This window comes from Variovorax sp. P1_H12_2, assembly GCF_056405335.1.
The window spans coordinates 1-20886 of sequence record NZ_JBFUCI010000021.1 but is presented as its reverse complement, the minus strand read 5'-3'; the positions used below and the strand labels follow the sequence as shown (position 1 = coordinate 20886).

General features: G+C 70.6%; 21 protein-coding genes. 15 read left to right on the top strand and 6 right to left on the bottom strand.

Features of this window, described 5'->3' with window-relative positions; genetic code table 11:
- The first annotated feature begins 3 nt into the window (after positions 1 to 3).
- From AC1D2K_RS04290 to pcp, 8 genes are read left to right on the top strand one after another with little or no spacing between them, the layout of a single operon-like run.
- A complete protein-coding gene (locus AC1D2K_RS04290; protein WP_478086565.1) occupies positions 4 to 1476 on the top strand; it encodes a M16 family metallopeptidase in 1473 nt (490 codons plus the stop codon).
- A gap of 17 nt (positions 1477 to 1493) precedes the next feature.
- A complete protein-coding gene (locus AC1D2K_RS04285; RefSeq protein ID WP_478086564.1) occupies positions 1494 to 2867 on the top strand; it encodes a M16 family metallopeptidase in 1374 nt (457 codons plus the stop codon).
- Positions 2868 to 2876: 9 nt separating this feature from the next.
- Positions 2877 to 3530, top strand: coding sequence for an RsmD family RNA methyltransferase (locus AC1D2K_RS04280; RefSeq protein ID WP_478086562.1), 654 nt, complete (start codon positions 2877 to 2879; stop codon positions 3528 to 3530).
- Positions 3531 to 3576: 46 nt separating this feature from the next.
- A complete protein-coding gene (gene coaD / locus AC1D2K_RS04275) occupies positions 3577 to 4080 on the top strand; it encodes a pantetheine-phosphate adenylyltransferase (protein WP_478086561.1) in 504 nt (167 codons plus the stop codon).
- Entirely contained in the window at positions 4077 to 4739 is a 663-nt protein-coding gene (pxpB, locus tag AC1D2K_RS04270) for a 5-oxoprolinase subunit PxpB (protein WP_478086560.1), read from the top strand. Before coaD ends, pxpB begins: the two co-directional genes overlap by 4 nt.
- Entirely contained in the window at positions 4739 to 5782 is a 1044-nt protein-coding gene (locus AC1D2K_RS04265) for a 5-oxoprolinase subunit C family protein (RefSeq protein WP_478086558.1), read from the top strand. The genes pxpB and AC1D2K_RS04265 overlap by 1 nt, the downstream gene beginning before the upstream one ends.
- Complete coding sequence (gene pxpA / locus AC1D2K_RS04260) at positions 5772 to 6509, top strand: 5-oxoprolinase subunit PxpA (RefSeq protein ID WP_478086557.1); 738 nt, start codon at positions 5772 to 5774, stop codon at positions 6507 to 6509. Before AC1D2K_RS04265 ends, pxpA begins: the two co-directional genes overlap by 11 nt.
- Positions 6506 to 7153: a pyroglutamyl-peptidase I gene (pcp, locus tag AC1D2K_RS04255; protein ID WP_478086556.1), complete on the top strand. Its 648-nt coding sequence runs from the start codon at positions 6506 to 6508 to the stop codon at positions 7151 to 7153. The genes pxpA and pcp overlap by 4 nt, the downstream gene beginning before the upstream one ends.
- Before the next feature lie 8 nt (positions 7154 to 7161).
- Here the strand turns inward: pcp and AC1D2K_RS04250 are convergent, their stop codons facing one another.
- Entirely contained in the window at positions 7162 to 7872 is a 711-nt protein-coding gene (locus tag AC1D2K_RS04250; RefSeq protein ID WP_478086554.1) for an alpha/beta fold hydrolase, read from the bottom strand.
- Between the two features lie 68 nt (positions 7873 to 7940).
- On the opposite strand from AC1D2K_RS04250, the gene AC1D2K_RS04245 reads away from it, so the two are divergent.
- From AC1D2K_RS04245 to glxR, 7 genes are all read left to right on the top strand, one after another.
- Positions 7941 to 8612 carry a histidine phosphatase family protein gene (locus AC1D2K_RS04245; RefSeq protein ID WP_478086553.1) on the top strand — a complete coding sequence of 224 codons (672 nt, stop codon included), beginning with the start codon at positions 7941 to 7943 and terminating at the stop codon, positions 8610 to 8612.
- Positions 8613 to 8725: 113 nt separating this feature from the next.
- On the top strand, positions 8726 to 10111 hold the full coding sequence (locus AC1D2K_RS04240; protein WP_478086552.1) for an amidase family protein: 1386 nt from the start codon (positions 8726 to 8728) through the stop codon (positions 10109 to 10111).
- Between the two features lie 25 nt (positions 10112 to 10136).
- Positions 10137 to 11168: a LacI family DNA-binding transcriptional regulator gene (locus AC1D2K_RS04235; RefSeq protein ID WP_478086550.1), complete on the top strand. Its 1032-nt coding sequence runs from the start codon at positions 10137 to 10139 to the stop codon at positions 11166 to 11168.
- Between the two features lie 97 nt (positions 11169 to 11265).
- On the top strand, positions 11266 to 12225 hold the full coding sequence (locus AC1D2K_RS04230) for a Bug family tripartite tricarboxylate transporter substrate binding protein (protein ID WP_478086548.1): 960 nt from the start codon (positions 11266 to 11268) through the stop codon (positions 12223 to 12225).
- A 15-nt stretch (positions 12226 to 12240) separates the two neighbouring features.
- Positions 12241 to 13572 carry a glucarate dehydratase gene (gene gudD, locus AC1D2K_RS04225; protein ID WP_478086547.1) on the top strand — a complete coding sequence of 444 codons (1332 nt, stop codon included), beginning with the start codon at positions 12241 to 12243 and terminating at the stop codon, positions 13570 to 13572.
- 79 nt (positions 13573 to 13651) lie between these two features.
- Positions 13652 to 14440 (top strand): HpcH/HpaI aldolase family protein, encoded by a 789-nt coding sequence (locus AC1D2K_RS04220; RefSeq protein ID WP_478086545.1) that lies wholly within the window; start codon positions 13652 to 13654, stop codon positions 14438 to 14440.
- Positions 14441 to 14453: 13 nt separating this feature from the next.
- On the top strand, positions 14454 to 15332 hold the full coding sequence (gene glxR / locus AC1D2K_RS04215) for a 2-hydroxy-3-oxopropionate reductase (protein WP_478086544.1): 879 nt from the start codon (positions 14454 to 14456) through the stop codon (positions 15330 to 15332).
- Here the strand turns inward: glxR and AC1D2K_RS04210 are convergent, their stop codons facing one another.
- The 5 genes from AC1D2K_RS04210 to AC1D2K_RS04190 form a co-directional block, all read right to left on the bottom strand.
- On the bottom strand, positions 15333 to 16667 hold the full coding sequence (locus AC1D2K_RS04210; protein WP_478086543.1) for a tetratricopeptide repeat protein: 1335 nt from the start codon (positions 16665 to 16667) through the stop codon (positions 15333 to 15335).
- Positions 16668 to 16692: 25 nt separating this feature from the next.
- Positions 16693 to 18099, bottom strand: coding sequence for an amidase (locus AC1D2K_RS04205; protein WP_478086542.1), 1407 nt, complete (start codon positions 18097 to 18099; stop codon positions 16693 to 16695).
- Entirely contained in the window at positions 18096 to 19589 is a 1494-nt protein-coding gene (locus AC1D2K_RS04200) for an ABC transporter substrate-binding protein (RefSeq protein ID WP_478086540.1), read from the bottom strand. The genes AC1D2K_RS04205 and AC1D2K_RS04200 overlap by 4 nt, the downstream gene beginning before the upstream one ends.
- Positions 19590 to 19671: 82 nt before the next feature.
- Positions 19672 to 20505, bottom strand: coding sequence for an ATP-binding cassette domain-containing protein (locus tag AC1D2K_RS04195; protein ID WP_478086538.1), 834 nt, complete (start codon positions 20503 to 20505; stop codon positions 19672 to 19674).
- Positions 20502 to 20886, bottom strand: a 385-nt coding sequence (locus tag AC1D2K_RS04190) for an oligopeptide/dipeptide ABC transporter ATP-binding protein (protein WP_478086536.1), incomplete at its 5' end; no start/stop codon positions are given. The genes AC1D2K_RS04195 and AC1D2K_RS04190, both read right to left, overlap by 4 nt.

The following is a 20886-nucleotide window of genomic DNA, read 5'->3' as shown; positions in this document are numbered from 1 at the left end:
TCTATGAAACACCCCTTGCCACGCCGCGCTGCGTCGGGTGCGGTGCTGGCTTCGGTGCTGATGGCGCTGGCTGGCCTGCCCGCCCTGGCCCAGAACGCCCCCGCGCCTGCCGATCCCGCCACCACTGCGACCGCCGCCACAGCGCCGGTCCCGGCCCAGCAGTTCACGCTCTCCAATGGCATGACCCTGATCGTCAAGCCCGACCGGCGGGCCCCGACCGCGGTCCAGATGCTCTGGGTCCGGGTCGGATCGATGGACGAGGTCGACGGCACCTCGGGCGTCGCGCACGTGCTCGAGCACATGATGTTCAAGGGCAGCAAGAACCTGAAGCCCGGCGAGTTCTCGCGCCGCGTGGCCGCGTTGGGCGGGCGCGAGAACGCCTTCACCACCCGCGACTACACCGGCTACTACCAGCAGATCCCGGCGGAGCAGCTGGAGCAGGTCATGAAGCTGGAATCCGACCGCTTCGCCAGCAACCAGTGGCCCGACGACGAGTTCAAGCGCGAGATCGAGGTCGTCAAGGAGGAGCGCCGCATGCGCACCGACGACCAGCCGCGCGCGCTGCTCGGCGAGCAGCAGAACGCCGCGATCTTCACCGCCTCGCCGTACCACCGTCCGGTGGTCGGCTGGATGAGCGACCTGGAGTCGATGACGCCGGCCGACGCCCGCGCTTTCTTCCAGGCCTGGTACGTTCCATCCAACGCGGCGATCGTCGTCGCGGGCGACGTCGATGTCGCCAAGGTGCGAGCCCTGGCCGAGAAGTACTACGGCTCGATCCCGGCGCGTGCCGTGCCGCAGCGCAAGCCGCGCACCGAGCCCGCGCAGCGCGGCGTGCGCCGCGTCGAATTCAAGGCGCCGGCCGAGCAGGCCTACGTGTCGCTGGCGTTTCGCACGCCGCAGATCGGGACCGGCGACACCTTCGACAGCGCCGCGGAAAGCGACGCCTATGCGCTGGTGGTGCTGTCGGCCCTGCTCGACGGCTATCCCGGCGCGCGGCTCGACCGCGCGCTGACGCAGGGGCCGGACCGCGTGGCCGATTCGGCCGGTGCCTACGGGGGCTTCGTCGGCCGCGGGCCGCAGCTGTTCGTGCTCGACGGCGTCCCGGCGGCGGGCAAGACCCCCGAGGCGGTGGAGGCCGCGCTGCGCGCGGAGGTCGCGAAGGTGGCGCGCCAAGGCGTCGGCGCGGCCGAACTCGCCCGCGTCAAGACCCAGTGGGTGGCCAGCGAAACCTACAAGCTCGATTCGGTGATGGCGCAGGCGCGCGAGCTCGGCAGCAACTGGGTGCAGGGCCTGCCGCTGGACGCCAGCGAACGGATCATCGCCCGGCTCCAGGCGGTCACGGCCGAGCAGGTGCAGGCGGTGGCGGCGAAGTACTTCGGCGACGACCAGATGACGGCCGCCACCCTGCGGCCCCTGCCGCCCGAACCGAACCGCCGGCCGCGCGGTTTTGCAGCGCCTGCGGGCGAGCTGCGTTGAAAGAAGGCTGCATGTCCATGTTCGATTCCCGAGACTTCGCCCTGCGCACCTTGCTGGCCGGCGCCGCCATCTTCTTCGGCGCCGCCGCCCAGGCCGCCATCCCGATCCAGCACTGGAGCCTGCCCAGCGGCGCCAAGGTCTACCTGGCCGCCACCAACGCCCTGCCGATCGTCGACGTCCAGGTCGACTTCGACGCCGGCGGCCGGCGCGACCCGCCGGCCCAAGCCGGTCTGGCCTCGGTGACCGCGGCGATGGTCGAGAAGGGCATTCGGGCCCATGGGAGTCCCGCCGCCGGGCCGCCCCAAGGGGTCAATGAACCGGCACTGGACCAGAATRCGCTGGGCGAGGCCTGGGCCGACCTCGGCGCCAGCTTCGACGCCGGCGCCGGCTCCGACCGCACCAGCTTCACCCTGCGCACCCTGTCCGATCCGGTGCTGCTCGACAAGGCGGTGCGGCTCGCCGCGCGCGAGATCGGCGAGCCGGCGTTTCCGGAAGACGTGTGGAAGCGCGAACGCGAGCGCCTCAACGCCTCGATTCGCGAGGCCAATACCAAGCCCTCGACCCGGGTTGAGCGAGCCTTTGCGCAAGGCGTCTACGGCTCGCATCCCTATGGTCTCGACACCACCGAAGCCACGCTGGCGCAGATCGACGTCGCGGCCATGCGCGCGCGCTACGAGCGCCTGATCGTGCCCTGCCGCGCCAAGGTCAGCATCGTCGGCGCGGTCACGCGCGCACAGGCCGACGGCATCGCCACCACGCTGCTGTCGCGGCTGCCCGCGGGGGGCGCCTGCGCCGAACTGCCGGCCGTGCCCGAGGTGCAGCCGCTGGCGGCGCCGAAGGACGAGCGCATTCCCTTCGACTCGGCCCAGGCGCACGTGCTGATCGGCCAGCCCGGCTACCGCCGCGCCGACCCGGACCACTTCGCGCTCACGCTCGGCAACTACGTGCTCGGCGGCGGCGGCTTCGTCTCGCGCCTGACCGAGCAGGTGCGCGAGAAGCGCGGGCTGGCCTACAGCGTCTACAGCACCTTCTCGCCGGCGCTGCACGCGGGCGCGTTCCGCATCGGCTTCCAGACCCGGCCCGACCAGGCCGCCGAAGCGGTGAAGGTCTCGAGCGACGTGCTGGCGAAGTTCGTCGCCGAGGGCCCGACTGCGGCCGAACTCAAGGCCGCCAAGGACAACCTGATCGGCGGCTTTCCGCTGCTGCTGGACAGCAACCGCAAGCTGCTGGGCAATGTCGCGAACATCGCCTGGAACGACCTGCCGCTCGACTACCTCGACACCTGGACCGCGCGCATGAACACGATCACCCAGTCCGACATCAAGGCCGCCTTCGCCCGCAAGCTGCAGCCGGAGAAGATGGTGACCGTGGTCGTGGGCGGCAGCCGTTAAGCTCCGGGTGTGAAACCGAAGCCCAGAACACCCGCCCCCACCGCGCCTGCCAAGCCGAGCAATCTCGCCAAGGCGCCCCATTTCGTCCGCATCATCGGCGGCCAGTGGAAGCGAACCCGCCTCGCGGTCGCCGACAAGCCGGGCCTGCGGCCGACACCCGACCGGGTGCGCGAAACCCTCTTCAACTGGCTCGCCAGCCTGGCCGGCGTGGGCGGCGGCGAACTGCCGGGCTGGCAGTGCGTCGACGCCTTTGCGGGCACCGGCGCGATCGGCCTCGAGGCCGCTTCACGCGGCGCCGGCTCGGTGCTGCTGTGCGAGCAGGACCCGGCCCTGGTCGCCCAACTGCTGGCGCTGAAGACCAAGCTCGGCGCCGACGCGGTGCGTGTCGAGCGCGGCAACGGCGTCACGACGCTCGAGCGCGTGCCCGCCGGCAGCCTGCATGCGGTGTTCCTGGATCCCCCGTTCGAGAACCCGGCCCTGTACGAACCGGCCCTGCGCGCGGCGGTGCGAGCCCTTCGGCCCGAGGGCGTGGTCTATCTCGAGGCGGCGCGGCGCTGGAGCGATGACGAACTCGCCGCGCTCGGCCTGGTGGCCTACCGCTACCTGAAGGCCGGTGCGGTGCACGCCCATCTTCTCCGGCCCGCGGCGAGTGCCGCTGCATAATCCGCCGGACCGAGCCACCAGCGGCCGAATCAAGGAGGAAGCAACCATGTCCAACAACGTGATCGCGGTATACCCGGGCACCTTCGACCCCATGACACTGGGCCACGAGGACGTGGTGCGGCGCGCCACCCAATTGTTCTCGCGGGTCATCGTCGCCGTGGCGGCGGGACACCACAAGAAGGCGCTGTTCACGCTGCAGGAGCGCATCGACATGGCGCGCGATGCGGTCAAGCCCTACAGCGACCAGGTGACGGTCGAGAGCTTTTCAGGCCTCTTGCGCGACTTCGTGGTTGCCCGCGGCGGCAAGGCGATGGTGCGCGGCCTGCGCGCCGTGACCGACTTCGACTACGAGTTCCAGCTCGCCGGCATGAACCGCTCGCTGATGCCCGAGGTCGAGACCGTGTTCCTGACGCCCAGCGACAAGTACCAGTTCATCTCGAGCACCTTCGTGCGCGAGATCGCGATGCTCGGCGGCGAAGTGGACAAGTTCGTCTCGCCCAACGTGCAGGACAGCCTGCTCGCCAAGGTCCGCAGCCTCGGCCGCGAATGAGCGCGGCGCCGCCGCCCCGGCTGCTGGCGCTGGGCGAAGCGGCGCTGCTGTGCGAGCTGCCGGCGCCGGCGACGCTGGCGCAGCAGCAGCGCATCTGGGCGCTGGCGACGGAGGCCTTGCAGTGGCACGGCGTGCACGAGGTGCTGCCCGGCRTGAACAACCTGAGCCTGTTGTTCGATCCGGCACAGATCGATGCGGTCGAGCTCGAGATGCAGGTGCTGTCGGCCTGGCCGCAACTGGCCGCGGCCGGGATCCAGGGGCGGCGCATCGAGATTCCGGTCGCCTACGGCGGCGAGGCCGGACCCGATCTGGGCGAGGTCGCCAGGCACACGGGCCTCTCTCCGGCCGAGGTCGTCCGACGCCATAGCGCGGGCGACTATGTGGTCTACCTGCTCGGTTTCCTGCCCGGCTTCGCGTTCATGGGCGGCCTCGCGCCCGAGTTGGCGACGCCGCGGCGTGCCGAACCGCGGGTCGCGGTGCCGGCGCGATCGGTGGGCATCGGCGGCGAGCAGACCGGCATCTATCCGCTGGTCTCTCCGGGCGGCTGGCAACTGATCGGCCGCACCTCGCTCGAGATGTTCGACCCGCGCGCCGCCGAGCCGACCTTGCTGCGGCCCGGCGACCGGGTGCGCTTCGTGGTCGAAAGCATGGAGGCCTGATGGCGGTCAGCGCTGGGCTCACGGTCCTGCGGCCGGGGATGCTGGCCTCGGTGCAGGACCTCGGCCGTCCTGGCCATCGGCAGCTCGGCATCTGCCCGGGCGGAGCGCTCGACACCCTGGCGCTGACTCTCGCCAACCGGCTGGTCGGCAACCCGGAGGGCGCCGCCGGGCTCGAGCTCACGATGGGCAGTTGCGAGATCCGCTTCGAGGCCGCGACGCGCATCGCGATCGCCGGCGACGACTTCGGCGCCGCGCTCGATGGCGTGCCGCTGTGGCCTTGCTGGAGCGTGCCGGTGGCTGCGGGGCAGGTGCTCAAGCTGGCGGGCGCCAATCGATCGAGCCTCAAGAAGGGGCTGCGCACCTGGCTGGCGGTCGCCGGGGGCATCGATGTGCCGGTGATTCTCGGTTCGCGCAGCACCGACCTCAAGGCCGGCTTCGGCGGCCACCAGGGGCGGGCGCTCAAGAAGGGCGACCGGCTGACGCTCGGCGTGCCGCTGCTGGACGCGCAGCGCCTGTCGCGGCGCGCGTTCGGCGTGCGCGGGCCGCAAGCGAGCCTGGACGGCGTCGATGGCGCGACCGTGCTGCGCGTGATGGCGGGCCCCGAGTTCGAGCAGTTCACGATCGCTTCGCGTGAGGCGCTGTGGCGGGGGCCCTGGCGCATCACGCCGCAGAGCAACCGCATGGGCAGCCGGCTCGAGGGCTTCGAACTCAAGAGCAGGCGCGCCGTCGACATGCTGTCTTCCGGCGTGATCCCCGGCACGATCCAGGTGCCGCCCTCGGGGCAGCCGATCATCCTGATGGGCGACGCCCAGACCACCGGCGGCTATCCGCGCATCGGCGTGGTGATTCGTGCCGATCTCTGGAAGCTCGCGCAGGCGCCGCTCAACGGCCGGCTGCGACTGCAGCAGGTGGATTCGGCGGCAGCGCTCGCGGCCTGGGACGAGCGCCAGCGCTACCTCGCGCAGGTGGCGCAAGGCCTGGTGTCCGCAGGCTGGATCGCGCCGGCGCAGAATCGGGCCGAAGGAGAAAACCATGCAGATTGACCTCAACGCCGACCTCGGCGAAGGATGCGACAACGACGAGGCGTTGCTGGGCCTGGTCAGCTCGGCCAACATCGCCTGCGGCTGGCACGCCGGCGACGCCCGCACCATGCAGCAGTGCGTGCGCTGGGCGATTGCCAACGGCGTCGCGATCGGTGCCCATCCGAGCTTTCCGGACCGCGAGAACTTCGGCCGCAGCACCATGAACCTGCCGCCCGACGAGATCGTCGCCGGCGTGCTCTACCAGATCGGCGCCCTGGCGGCGATCGTCAAGGCCGAGGGCGGCACGCTGGCGCACGTCAAGCCGCACGGCGCCCTCTACAACCAGGCGGTCAAGGAGCCGGCGCTGGCCGAGGCGATCTGCGAGGCGGTGCGCCGCTTCGATCCCTCGCTGCGCTACTTCGGCCTGGCCGGCAGCGGCATGATCGGCGCCGCCGAGCGCGCCGGCCTGGTGCCCGTGGAAGAGGTCTTCGCCGACCGCGGCTACATGCCCGACGGCAGCCTGGTGCCGCGCAGCCAGCCCGGCGCGCTGATCGACGACGAAGAGCAGTCGCTGGCCCAGACGCTGTCGCTGGTGCGCGATCACCGGGTCCGCGCGATCGACGGCAGCACGGTCGCGGTCAATGCGCAGACCGTCTGCCTGCATGGCGACGGCCCGCACGCGCTGGCCTTTGCGCGCCGCATCCGCGAGCGCCTCGCGGCCGAAGGCATCGAGGTGGCGGCAACATGAACGTTCTGCTGACCGGCTTCGAGCCCTTCGAGCAAGAGGCGATCAACCCCTCCTGGGAGGCCGTGCGCGCGCTCGATGGCTGGCGCCTCGACGGCGCCGTGGTGCACGCGCGCCGCATCTCCTGCGTATTCGGCACCGCCCTGCGCGAACTCGATGCCGCCATCGACGAGCTGCAGCCGCAACTGGTGCTGGCCATCGGCCTGGCCGGTGGCCGCAGCGAGATCACGCCCGAGCGGGTGGCGATCAATGTCGACGACGGCCGCATCTGCGACAACGCCGGCTGCCAGCCGATCGATGTGCCCGTGGTGGCGGGGGCTCCCGCGGCCTATTTCTCGAACCTGCCGATCAAGGCCATGGTGCGCGACCTGCGGGCCGCCGGAATTCCGGCCGCGGTGTCGAACACGGCCGGCACCTTCGTCTGCAATCACCTGTTTTTCGGCCTGATGCACCGCATCGCGACCCGGCCGGAGGCGGGGATGCGCGGCGGCTTCATCCACATTCCCTATCTGACCGGGCAGGCGGCTCGGCTGCCGGGGCAGCCGAGCATGGCGCTGGAGACGCTGGTCGCCGGACTGCGCGTTGCGATCGCCACCGCCCTGTCGGTTCGCGAAGACGTCCTGGAGACCGGCGGCCAGCTCCACTGAGGCGGCTCTCAGGCCTTCGCGACCCAGCGCTGCAGCCAGGGCCCGAGCGTCGCGTTGACCGCGGCGGGCTGTTCCATCGTGAGCATGTGGCCGCACTGCGCGATCCAGACCAGGTCGGCGTGCGGCACCAGCGCGGCAATCTCGCGCGAGCATTCGGGCGGCGTCAGGCGATCCTGGTCGCCGCACATCACCAGCACGGGACAGCGCAGGCCCGGCAACTGCTCGCGGGCGTCGGGGCGTTCCATCAGCGCCCGGTTCTGGCGCACCAGCTGCGTGACACCGGCATCGAGCACCAGGTCGATGTAGCGCCGCAGCAGCGGGGCGTCGCCGGAGCGCGTGGGATGGAAGGCGAAGCCGGCGTTGAATTCGATCACGTCGCGCGCCTCGCCGAGTTCGAAGAGTTCGATGGCCGAGCGCCGCAGCTCGAACATCTCGGGCGTCTCGGGGCGCGCGTTGGTGCCCAGCAGGGCCAGGCCGACGATGCGTCCGGGCGCCTGCCGCGCGGCTTCCATGGCGATCATGCCGCCCATCGATGCGCCGCAGAGGACCAGCGGTCCGGGGTTCTCCTCCAGCACGGCCGCGGCCATGGTCTCGATGCGGCCGTGGCGCATGTGGGCGTCGCTCACCCGGGCATCGAGGGCGGGGGGCAGGGCGGGCCGCTGGGCCTCCCAGAGGCGTTCGTCGCAGGCGAGGCCGGGCAGCAATACGAGACTTGGCATGTGCGGATTCTCTTCGAAGCGCGCGGTCGTGCGGATGTCACGCGCTGCGGGACAATAGGGCCCAGCCTATGCCCACTACCGAACTCATCCTGATCCGCCACGGCGAGACCGACTGGAACCGCGAGCTCCGCTTCCAGGGCCACATCGACGTTCCCCTCAACGACATGGGTCACGAGCAGGCGCGCCGGCTCGGGCTGCGCCTGGCCGGCGAGCCGGTGCAGCATCTCCTCAGCAGCGACCTGATGCGGGCGCAGCAGACCGCGACCCCCGCCGCACGCCAGCTCGAACTCGACATCGTCACCTCGGTGGCGCTGCGCGAGCAGCATTTCGGCATCGTCGAAGGCATGCGCGCCGACGAGATCCAGAACCTGCATCCGCGCGCCTGGGAAGACTGGCTCCAGTTTCGCGAGGACCATGCGATGCCCGAGGGCGAGTCGGCGCGCCAGTTCCATGCCCGCATCATCGAGGCGCTGGGCCGCATCGCCACCGCGCATGAAGGGCAGAAGCTGCTGGTGGTCACGCACGGCGGCGTGCTCGACATGGTGTGGCGCACCGCGCGCGGGCTGGGCCTCAACGGGCCGCGCCAGAGCGAGATTCCGAACGCCGGCTTCAACCGGATCCGGATCGCCGATGCCGCCCAGCCCGAGCTGATCGAGATCGTCGACTGGGCGGACACGCGGCATCTGGCGGACCTGCCGGCCCAACCCACCTACGACCAGAGCCGGCATCGGAAGACGTAGGGCGCGGCGGCGCGGGTTCGCAAGATTCGTCAAGCAACGAGCAAGGGGAATCAAGGGCCGGCGCAGGGTCTGGGCCATCATCGCGGCTTGCAAGACCCTCGGAGCCGATGCCCATGGACTACGCGACCACCCGGGAACTCGTTGCCGCCCTGCAGGCCGGAAAGACCTCGGCCGTCGCGCTGCTGAAGCGCTCGATCGAGCGCATCGAGCAGCTGGATCCGGTCTTCAACGCCGTCGTCGTGCGCGACTTCGAGCGCGCCCGCGAGGCGGCCGTCGCGGCGGATGCGGCGCTGGCGCGCGGGGACCGGCGGCCGCTGCTGGGCGTCCCGATCACGGTCAAGGAAGCCTTCGATGTCGCGGGGCTGCCGACCACCTGGGGCATTCCGGGCACCGGGCAGCTCGGCGCGACCGATGACGCGGTCGTCGTCCGAAGGCTGAAGGCCGCCGGTGCCGTGCTCGTCGGCAAGACCAACGTCGCGATGCAACTCGCCGACTGGCAATCGACCAACCCGGTCTTCGGCACCACCCGCAATCCCTGGGACCCGGCGCGCACGCCGGGCGGCTCCTCCGGCGGCAGTGCCGCAGCGCTGGCGGCGGGCTACGTGTCGCTCGAATTCGGCTCGGACCTGGTCGGGTCGCTGCGCGTGCCGGCCCACTTCTGCGGCGTCTTTGCGCACAAGCCCACGCACGGTCTGGTGCCGATGCGCGGCTGCGCGCCGCCGGGCACGCCCGCGCTGTCGGTGGACCCGGGCGTCGATCTTGCGGTGGTCGGTCCGATGGCGCGCAGTGCCGCCGACCTGGCGCTGGCGCTCGACGTCGTCGCCGGCCCCGACGATGCCGAGGCCGTCGCGTACCGCCTGGCGCTGCCGCCGGCGCGCCATCTCGCGCTCGGCGACTTCCGCGTGCTGGTGCTCGACCAGCATCCCCTGGTGCCGACTTCGGAGGCGGTCGGCTCGGCATTGCAGCGCCTGTGCGGCGCGCTGGAGGGCGCCGGCTGCCGGATCGCCCGGACCAGCCCGCTGCTGCCGGACCTGGCGCGCGTCGCGTCGCTCTGGGGGCAATTGCTGTGGGCCATGATCAGCGCCGACATGCCGGGCCTCGAGGGCGGCATCAGCCACCGGGACTGGATCCATGCGGACCGCGCACGGACCGGCATCGCGCATCAGTGGCGCGAGTTCTTCAGGCAGTGGGACGTGGTCCTGTGCCCGGTGTCGCCGACGCCGGCCTTCCTGCATGACCACGGCGAGATGGAGGCGCGGCGGCTGCGCATCGACGACCGGGACATCGCCTACAAGGACCAGTCGCCCTGGTCGAGCATTGCGACGCTGACCGGGCTGCCGTCGACCGCGATGCCGATCGGGCTCAGCGAAGAGGGGCTGCCGGTCGGGATGCAGATCATCGGTCCGTACCTGGAGGACCGCACCACCATCGCCTTCGCCGAGGCCGTGGAGCGCGCGTTCGGTGGGTTCGTCGCGCCGCCGGGCCTGTCCGCGCGGTAGCGCTACCGAGGCCTAGAATCGACGCATGAGCAATGAGGAGCCTCCAGTCCGACGCGCCCGCCGAGGCAGCGGCGCGGTCACCCTTCATGACGTCGCGAAGCTCGCGGGCGTGGCGCCGATCACCGCCTCGAGGGCCTTGAGCACGCCGCGGCAGGTGTCGGCCGAGGTGCTGAAGAAGGTCACGGCCGCGGTCGAGCGGACCGGCTACGTGCGCAACGTGCTGGCTGGCGGCCTGGCGTCCACGCGCAGCCGGCTGGTGGCGGCGGTGGTGCCGACGATTGCCGGCCCGGTGTTCCTGCAGACCGTGCAGTCCCTGACCCAGGCGCTGGCCGAGCGCGGCTACCAGCTGATGCTGGGCCAGAGCGGCTACGTCGATTCGCGCGAGGACGCGCTGCTCGAAGCCATCATCGGCCGCCGCCCCGACGGCATCGTGCTGACCGGCATCATGCATTCGCCCGAGGGGCGCAAGCGCCTGCTGGCCGCCGGCATCCCGGTGGTCGAGACCTGGGACCTCACGCCGACGCCGCTCGACATGCTGGTGGGCTTCTCGCACCCGGCGGTCGGCCGGGCGGTGGTCGAGTTCCTGCATGCCCGGGGCCGCCGCCGGCTGGCGGTGATCGCCGGCGACGACGAACGTGCCCTGCGGCGCCTGCAGGCCTTCCAGGACACGGCGCGCGCCGCCGGCCTGCCCGAAGTCGCCGTGGTGCGGGTGCCGGCGCCGACCACCCTGAAGAGCGGCCGCTCGGCGCTCGTCGAGCTGCTGCGCGAGGCGCCGGGCATTGACGCCGTCTTCTGCAGTTCGGACCTGCTCGCGCTCGGCGTCATGACCGAGGCGCAGGCGCGGGGCATTGCCGTTCCGGGGCAGCTGGCGGTGGTCGGCTTCGGCGACCTCGAATTCGCCGCCGACCTCCATCCGGCGCTGACCACGGTGCGCATCGACGGCACGGCCATCGGGCGCCAGGCCGCGCAATTCATCGTCGATCGGGCGGAGGGCGGGCAGCGTGGGCCGCGGGTGGTCGACATCGGCTTCTCGATCGTCGAGCGCGCCAGCGCCTGATCCGTACAAACCCCTAGCCGGATCCGCTGGTTCTCGAAAAAAGGTAGCGCTATCATCCAACCATCAAAGGTAGCGCTACCATTTCAAGGAGACAGGCATGAAGAGATTGTTCGGCACGCTCGCCCTCGGCCTCGCGGCCCTCGGCGCCCAGGCCCAGGACTGGCCCCAGAAACCCGTGACCCTCGTGGTTCCCTTCCCGCCCGGCGGCTCGACCGACATGGTGGCGCGCGCCATGGCGCCGAAACTCGGCGACAAGCTGGGCCAGACCTTCCTGGTCGACAACAAGGCCGGCGCCACCGGCACCATCGGCGCGACCCAGGTGAAGCGCTCGGCGCCCGACGGCGCCACCTTCCTCGTGACCTCGCTGGGCCCGCTGGTGATCGCACCGCACCTCATCAAGGGCATGCAGTACGACGCACTGAAGGACTTCGACCTGATCACGGTGGCGGTGCAGGCGCCCAACGTACTGGTGGTGCCGGCCAAGTCGCCGCACAAGACGGTGGCCGACGTCATCGCGAACCTGAAGGCGAACCCGGGCAAGATGACCTTCGCCTCCTCGGGCAACGGCTCGAGCGACCACCTCACGGCCGAGCTGTTCTGGCAGCAGACCGCCACCAGCGGCCTGCATGTGCCGTACAAGGGCGGGGCGCCCGCGATCACGGACCTGCTCGGCGGCCAGGTCGATGCGTCGTTCCAGAACGTCAACGCGGTGGTGCAGAACATCCAGGCCGGCAAGCTCCGGGCGCTCGCGGTGACCGGCGACAAGCGCTCGCCGGTGCTGCCCGAGGTCCCGACCGCGGCCGAAGCCGGCATCAAGAACCTCGAGGTCTATTCGTGGCAGGCGATCGTCGCGCCCAGGGGCCTGCCGCCCGCGGTGCGCAGCAAGGCGCACGATGCGATGGCCGCCGCGCTCAACGACCCCGCGGTCAGGCAGCAGTTCACCGCCATCGGCCTCGAGGTGGTCGCCAACACGCCCGAGCAGTTCGCCAAGTTCCAGCAGCAGGAGTTCGCGCGCTGGAAGAAAGTGATCGAGACGGGCAAGATCTCAATCGACTGAGCAAGAGCACCCGCCATGCCCCATTCCACCCCCCTCGTCACCGCGCTGCGCGTGATCCCGGTCGCCGGCCGCGACAGCATGCTGTTGAACCTGAGCGGCGCGCACGGACCCTTCTTTACCCGCAACCTGCTGATCCTCACCGACAACGCCGGGCGCACCGGCGTCGGCGAGGTGCCGGGCGGCGAGAAGATCCGCCAGACGCTCGAGGACGCGCGCGACCTGGTCGTCGGCCAGTCGATCGGCGCCTGCCAGCGCGTGCTGCAGCAGGTGCAGAAACAGTTCGCCGACCGCGACGCCGGTGGACGCGGACTGCAGACCTTCGACCTGCGCACCACCATCCATGCCGTGACCGCGATCGAGTCGGCGCTGCTCGACCTGCTGGGCCAGCACCTGGGCGTGCCGGTCGCGGCGCTGCTCGGCGAAGGCCAGCAACGCGACGCGGTGGAGATGCTGGGCTACCTGTTCTTCGTCGGCGACCGCGACAAGACCGACCTGCCCTATGCCCGCGAGCCCGGGGCCGACAACGACTGGTTCCGGCTGCGGCACGAGCAGGCGATGACGCCGCAAGCCGTGGTGCGGCTGGCCGAGGCGGCGCGCGAGCGCTACGGCTTCAACGACTTCAAGCTCAAGGGCGGCGTGTTGCGCGGCGAGGCGGAGATCGAGTGCATGGTCGCGCTGCACGAGCGCTTCCCCGAGGCCCGCGTCACGCTCGACCCCAATGGCGGCTGGCTGCTCAAGGATGCGATCCGCCTGATGCGCGACATGCGCGGCGTGGTCGCCTATGCCGAGGATCCCTGCGGCGCCGAGGAGGGCTTCTCGGGCCGCGAGGTGATGGCGGAGTTCCGGCGCGCCACCGGCCTGCCGACCGCCACCAACATGATCGCCACCGACTGGCGCCAGATGAGCCATGCGCTGGCGCTGCAGTCGGTCGACATTCCGCTGGCCGATCCGCATTTCTGGACCATGGCCGGCTCGGTGCGGGTGGCCCAGACCTGCCGCGACTGGGGCCTGACCTGGGGCTCGCACTCGAACAACCACTTCGATGTCTCGCTCGCGATGTTCACCCAGGTGGGCGCCGCCGCGCCGGGCCGCGTGACCGCGATCGACACCCACTGGATCTGGCAGGACGGCCAGCGCCTGACCAAGGAGCCGCTGCGCATCGAGGGCGGCCTGGTGCAGGTGCCGAAGAAGCCGGGCCTGGGCGTCGAGCTCGACATGGCAGAGGTCGAGAAGGCCCACCAGCTCTACAAGCAGCACGGCCTCGGCGCGCGCGACGATGCGGTCGCGATGCAGGGCCTGATTCCCGGCTGGCGCTTCGACCCCAAGCGCCCGGCCTTCGACCGATAGGACTGAGACCTTGCGGGACAGACCAAGAAACTGCTCAGCAGTTTTTGCTCTGTCCTCAACTGACTAAAAGGAGCCATCCATGAGAGAAAACCGCCTGCGCACGCTATGGAAGTCGGGAGGTGCCGCGGTCAACGGCTGGCTCGCGATTCCCAATGGCTTCTCGGCCGAGACCATGGCCCACCAGGGCTGGGACTCGCTGACCATCGACCTGCAGCATGGCGTGGTCGACTACCAATCGATGATCCCGATGCTGCAGGCGATCTCGACCACCGACACGGTGCCCGTGGTGCGCGTGCCGTGGCTCGATCCGAGCGCGCTCATGAAGGCGCTCGACGCCGGCGCCTATGGCCTCATCTGCCCGATGATCAGCACCGCCGACGAGGCCGCGCGGCTGGTCGCCTACACCCACTACGCGCCGCGCGGCACCCGCAGCTTCGGGCCGGTGCGCGCCTCGCTCTACGGCGGCGCCGACTACGCGCAGCATGCCAACGACACCATCGTGACCTTCGCGATGATCGAGACCGCTCAGGCACTGGACAACCTCGACGCCATCCTGTCGGTCGAGGGGCTGGACGCGGTCTACATCGGGCCGTCCGACCTCTCGCTGGCGCTGGGCTGCAGGCCGGTGTTCGACGAGGTCGACCCGCCGGTCGCGCAGGCCATCGACCACATCCTCGAACGCGCCAAGGCGCACGGCCTGGTGGCCGGGATCCACAACGGCACGGCCGAAGGCGCGCTGGCGCGCATCGCCAAGGGCTTCCAGTTCGTCACCGTGAGTTCGGACGCGCGACTGATCGCAGCCGGCTCGCAGCAACTGCTTTCGCAAATGCGCGCCGCTCCGGCGGCGCCCGGCTCCACCTCCTACTGAAAGGGAACTGACCATGAAGATCGGATTCATCGGCCTCGGCATCATGGGCGCGCCGATGGCGCAGAACCTGCTGCAGGCGGGCCACGAGATGATCGTGCGCACGCGCAGCAAGGTGCCCGACGCGCTGAAGGGCGCCACCGTCTGCAAGACCAACGCCGAGGTCGCGCGCGCGGCCGAGGTCGTCATCCTGATGCTGCCGGACACGCCCGACGTCGAGCAGGTGCTGTTCGGCGAGGACGGCGTCGCTTCCGGGCTCACCAAGGGCAAGACGGTGATCGACATGAGCTCGATCGCGCCGATGGAGACCAAGCGCTTCGCAAAGAAGATCAATGAACTCGGCTGCGACTACCTCGACGCCCCGGTCTCGGGCGGCGAAGTGGGCGCCAAGGCCGCCAGCCTGACCATCATGGTGGGCGGCGACGAGGCCGTGTTCGAGCGCGCCCGGCCGCTGTTCGAGGCCATGGGCAAGAACATCACGCGGGTGGGCGGCAACGGCGACGGCCAGACCACCAAGGTGGCGAACCAGATCATCGTGGCGCTCAACATCGCGGCGGTCGGCGAGGCGCTGCTGTTCGCCAGCAAGGCCGGCGCCGATCCGGCCAAGGTGCGGCAGGCGCTGATGGGCGGCTTCGCGGCCAGCCGCATCCTCGAGGTGCATGGCGAGCGGATGATCAAGCGCACCTTCAATCCGGGCTTCCGGATCGCGCTGCACCAGAAGGACCTGAACCTGGCGCTTGCCGGCGCGAAGGAAATGGACGTGGCGTTGCCGCAGACCGCGTCGGCGGCCCAGCTGATGCAGTCCTGTGCCGCCCATGGGTGGGACCAGCTCGATCACTCGGCGCTGGTCAAGGCGCTCGAGCAGATGGCTGCCCACGAAGTGGCGAAGGGCTGATCAGCCGAAGGCGGGCAGGCCGAGCCGCGCGTAGACCGCGGCCGCCTGCCGGCGCAGCCGCAGCGACTCCGGCTGGCCGTTGACCTGCTGCTGCAGGATGCCCTGAGCGCCGGCCAGCGAGGCCTCGGTGCCGAGGCGTGTCAGCGCATCGAGGTATACCTGCTCGAACAGGTCGCGCTGTGCATGGCTGCCGCCGATCTCGACCAGCCGCGGCAGCGCCTGGCCCAGGCCATCGATGGCTGCCGCGAAGTCGCCGTGCGCGTGGGCGCGAAGGCCATGCGCTGCTGGCACGCAGACGCGCTGCCAGGCCTCGCGCGTCGATGGCGGCGCGTTCGGCGCGAACGCCTCGATGTTGTGCAGCAGGACATCGGCCTCGGGGCGGCCGGCGCGTGCCAGCCCGTAGAGGTATTGCAGGTCCAGGAAGGGCAGCACGTGGTCGCCGAGCCGCTCGGCCAGGTGGTCGGCCACGTCATGCCAACGGTCGCCGACCGGCATGCCCGCGAGTTCGAAACGCGCCAGCAGCGATACCGCGCCGACCTGGTCCTGCGAGTAGCCCTTGACCACGCCCCAGACCTCGCGGTCGTAGACCTCGAGCGCCTCGGCGTCGCGGCCCAGGTCGATCAGGAACAGCGCGACGTGCCACCAGTTGTGCGTGACCATGAAGGAGTTGAGCCCGACCCAGGTGTCGCTGAGGGCCCGCATGACGGCCAGTCCTTCATGGAGGCGCCCTTCGGTCAGCATCACGTGGCCGAGTGCGTGGTGCGCCCAGGGCTCCTTGCGCCGCATCGCGATCGCGCGGCGCGCGCTGGCCTCGGCCTCGCGCAGCAGGTGGCATTGCTCGTAGCCGAAGGCCGCCATGCCGTGCAGGTAGGGCACGTCGCCGGCTGCGGGCAGCGCGGCCAGTGCGAGCCGCAGCATGCCGGGGCAGTCGCCGGTGTTGAAGCAGTGGTACTGGCCCAGCTTGAGCGAGGCCAGGTCGCGCGGATGCTCCTTCGCCTGCTCCTGGTGCAGCGCGATGGCGCGCGCGATGTCGCCGGCGGCCCAGGCCGCGATGGATTCGATGTAGCGCCGCTCGCGCGGCGTGGCACGCGCCGCGCCGGCCCGGGCACGATCGAGGAAGGGGCGGGCGTTGGCGGCCGCCTCCTTCGATTCGGCGAACAGGTGCAGCGTCGCGCAGTAGGCCTGCACGATCGGGCTCGCATCGTCGGCGGCGGCCAGCGCGTCGACCGCGCGCGCCTCGCAGGAGATGAAGCCCTCGACGAAGGCATCGATCGCCGGCAGGCTCGCGGCGCCGTCGACCGTGACCGGATTGCCCAGGCTGTCGGTGAAGCTCATCGCGTCGCTTGCTCCGCCCTGGCGGTCAGCCGCGCGGCGGCTCGGGCCAGGGCCGCTGCGGATCGCGGATCAGCTCGAACGCGCGCGAAATCTTGAGCACGCCCAGGTCGTCGAAGCGCTGCCCCGCGATCTGCAGGCCGATCGGCAGGCCGCCGGCGCTGTAGCCGCAATTGATCGAGGCCGCGGGCTGCTCCGACATGTTGAACGGCACCGTGAAGCCGATGTGCTCCAGCGGCCGCAGTGGGTCGTTGGTGGGCGAGGGCGCCTCGGCCGCGGCCGGCAGGTTCGGTGCGGTCGGCGAGATCACGTAGTCGTACCGGGCGCAGGCCGCCACGGCCGCGACCCGCGTCGCATGGAACTGGCTGAAGGCGCGGAACACATGCGCGCCGCTGAAGCCCTCGGCGCTCTCGGCCCACTGGCGGATGTAGGGCAGCACCTTGGCGCGCTGCTCGGGACGCAGCGCGTTCAGGTCGACCAGCGAGCGCATGCGCCACAGGTGGTCCATGCCGTCGAGCATCGCCTGCGACATGAAGGGCTGCATCGTTTCGACGACCGCGCCGGCGCGTTCGAAGAGACGTGCCGCTTGCTCGACCGCGGCCCGGATCTCGGGCTCCACGGCCAGGCCGCAGCCGGCGTCGAGCAGGAGGCCGATGCGCAGGCCGCGCAGGTGGTCGGTGCCCACATCGAAGCTCGACCACGCGAGCTCCTGCGCCGGCAGGCTCATGCTGTCGCGCGCATCGGGCAGTGCCAGCGTCTGCATCATCAGCGCGGCATCGCCGACGCTGCGCGTCATCGGCCCTGCGGCCCGGCCCATGTAGGGCGGGTCGATCGGGATCCGGCCCAGGCTGGGCTTGAGCGTGAAGATGCCGCACCAGGCGGCCGGCAGCCGCAGCGACCCGCCGATGTCGGTGCCGATGTGCAGCGGGCCGTAGCCCGCGGCCGCCGCGGCGCCGGCGCCGGCACTCGATCCACCGGGCGTCTTCGACAGGTCCCAGGGATTGCGCGCCAGCGCATGGAAGCTCGAGAGGCCCGAGGACAGCATGCCGTAGTCGGGCATGGTGGTCTTGCCGAGGATCACCGCGCCGGCCTCCTTGAGCCGCGCCGCGGGGGGCGCGTCGGCGGCCGCCGGTCGCAGCTCGCTCGCCGCGGTGCCGGCGGGCATCGGGTCGCCGCGGGTGGCGATGTTCTCCTTGATCGTGGTCGGCACGCCGTCGAGCGCGCCCAAGGGCTTGCCGTGGCCCCAGCGCGCCTCGGCCGCGCGCGCCTGTTCGAGCGCGGCCTCGGGGCGCAGCAGCCAGGTGGCCTGCAGATGCGGCTCCCAGCGCTCGATGTGGTCGAGCACCGACTGCGTGACCTCGACCGGCGAGAGGCTCTTGTCCCGGTAGCCGGCGAGCAGCTCTCGCGCCGACAGTTCGTGCAGCGCGCGCGTCACGACCAGGACAGCGCCGACAGATCGTTGACGAAGACCGGCATGTCCTTCCACAGGCCCTTGACGCCTTTCTTCGCGACGGTCGGCCATTGGGGCTGGAACAGGAAGCCGTTGGCGGCGTCGTTGGCCAGCAGGCGCTGCACATCGCCCAGCAGCTTGTTGCGTTCGGCCGTGTTGCCGGTGGCCTTGATCTTGTCGAACAGGGCGTTGAATTCCTTCGACTGGTAGCCCCAGTAGTAGTCCGGCTTCGCGTAGTTGCCGAGGTCGAAGGGCTCGACGTGCGAAATGACGCTGAGGTCGAAGTCGTGGCCGCCGCCGTAGGTGGCGCTGAGCCACTGGGCCCATTCGACGTTCTGGATCTTGACGACGATGCCGATCTTGGCCAGTTGCGCGGCGATCACCTCGCCGCCTTGGCGCGCATAGGGCGGCGGCGGCAGCGTCATCGTGAGCTCGAGCGGGGTCTTCACGCCGGCCTCGGCCAGCAACTGCTTGGCCTTCTCGATGTTGAAGGGGTTGACCGCCGTGGTATCGACATAGCCCGCGGCGCCCGGCACGTAGTGGCTGCCGATCGGCACGCCGAAGCCGTCGACCGCGCCCTCGATGACCGCCTTGCGGTCGATCGCCATCAGGATCGCGCGCCGCACGCGCACGTCGTCCAGCGGCTTCCTTTTGTTGTTGATGGACAGGATGGTCTTGGCGCGCGAGCCGCTCAGGATCACCTGGAACTGCGGATTGTTCTTGAACTGCGGCACCACGCGCGTGCCGATGCGCGGGAAGGCGTCGACGTCGCCGGCCAGCACCGCGGCGGCCTGGGCCGCCGGATCGGAGATGAAGCGGAACGTGACCTTGTTGATCTTGGCCGCGCCCGGGTTGCGGAAGCCGTCCCACTTGCTCAGCACCAGCGAGCTGCCCTTGTTCCAGCTGTCGAGCTTGTAGGGGCCGGTGCCCACGGGCTTGGTGGCGTTGGTGTCGGCGCTCTTGGGCTCGACGATGACGGCTGTCGCCTGGCCCAGCACGAACGGCAGGTCGGGGTCGATCTCCTTGTTGATCAGGACCACCGTGTGGTCGTCGATCACCTGGGTGCTGATGTTGGCGAAAGTGCGCTTGTCCTTGTTGGTGCTTTTCTCGCTGCCGGCGCGGTCGAACGAGAACTTGACCGCCTGCGCGTTGAAGGGCTCGCCGTTCTGGAACTTGACGCCGCGCTTGAGCTTGAAGGTGTAGGTGCGCAGGTCGGGCGAGACCTCCCAGCTCTCGGCCAGCAGCGGCGTGACGCTGCCGTCGGCATTGATCTTGGTCAGCGTTTCGAAGACGTTGTACTGGACGATCTCGGCGATCGCGGAGGCGGCGCCGGCGGACGGATCCAGGCCCGGCGGCTCGAGTGCCATGCCCAGCACGATCGAGTCCTTGCGGCCCTGCGCCAGCGCGGCCTGCGGCAGCGCGAGCGGCACGGTGGCGAGTGCGGCGGTGGTCAGGAGGGTGCGGCGATTCAGCATGGTTCAGGGCTCCAGGGAAAGGCGAATGGGGAAATAGAACGTTACATCATCGCGAGCCGGTGCCTGCGCGGCAAGCATTTGCTTATGCGGCCGCCAGCGGCTCGGCTCGCGGCACCGCGGCGAGCAGTGCCTGGGTGTAGGGATGCCGCGCATGCGCGAAGAGCTGCTGCGGCGCACCGCGCTCGACCACGATGCCGCGGTGCAGCACGCAGACTTCGTCGCACAGGTGGTTGACCACCGCGAGGTCGTGGCTGATCAGCAGGTAGCTGATGCCGAACTGCTGCTGCAGGTCCTGCATGAGGTTGAGCACCTGGGCCTGGACCGAGACGTCGAGCGCGCTGACCGGCTCGTCGGCCACGATCAGCCGGGGCCGTGTGATCAGGGCCCGTGCGATCGCGATGCGCTGGCGCTGGCCGCCGGAGAACTCGTGCGGGTACTTGTGCAGGTCGCTGGTGCGCAGGCCGACGGCGGCCAGCGCTTCGGTGGCACGCTCGCGCTGCTCGACGCGGCTGGTCTCGGCCAGTGCTTCGAGCGGCTCGGCGACGATGCGCGCCACGGTCTGGCGCGGATCGAGCGAGCCGTAGGGGTCCTGGAACACCATCTGCACATCGCGCCGCGCCGCCCGCAGTTCGTCCTTGGGCAGTGCATGCAGATCGCGGCCAAGCAGCTTCACGCTGCCCGAGGTCGGCCGGTCCAGTGCCATCACCAGCCGCGCGATGGTCGACTTGCCCGAGCCCGATTCGCCGACGATGCCCAGGCTCTGGCCGGGGCGGACGCTGAAGCTCACGCCGTTGAGTGCCTTCACCATTGGCGGCGGGCCGAACAGGCGTTCGCGCGGCAGGGTGTAGTGGCGAACGAGGTCCGTGACTTGAAGCAGCGCGGCCGAATTCGGATCGGGATCGAAGTGGTCCGTCATGCGGCGGCTCCTTCTTCGGCGGCGATCTCGTCGAGCCGGATGCAGCGCACGCGGTGGTCGTGCGGCAGCAGCACCGGCGGCGGACGTGTCGCCTGGCAGGCCTCGACCGTGAAGCTGCAGCGGCCCGCGAACGGACAGCCCGGCGGCAGGTCCACCAGTTCGGGCACGCTGCCGCGGATGGTGGCGAGCTTGAGGCCGCGCGGGGCGCCCAGCGCCGGCCGGGCCGCGAACAGGCCGCGGGTGTAGGGGTGGGCGCGCTCGGCGAAGACCGCGGCGGTCGGGCCGCTCTCGACCACGCTGCCGCCGTACATCACGAGCATCTTCGAGACGCTTTCGGCGATCACGCCGAGGTCGTGCGAGATCAGGATCAGCGCCATGCCC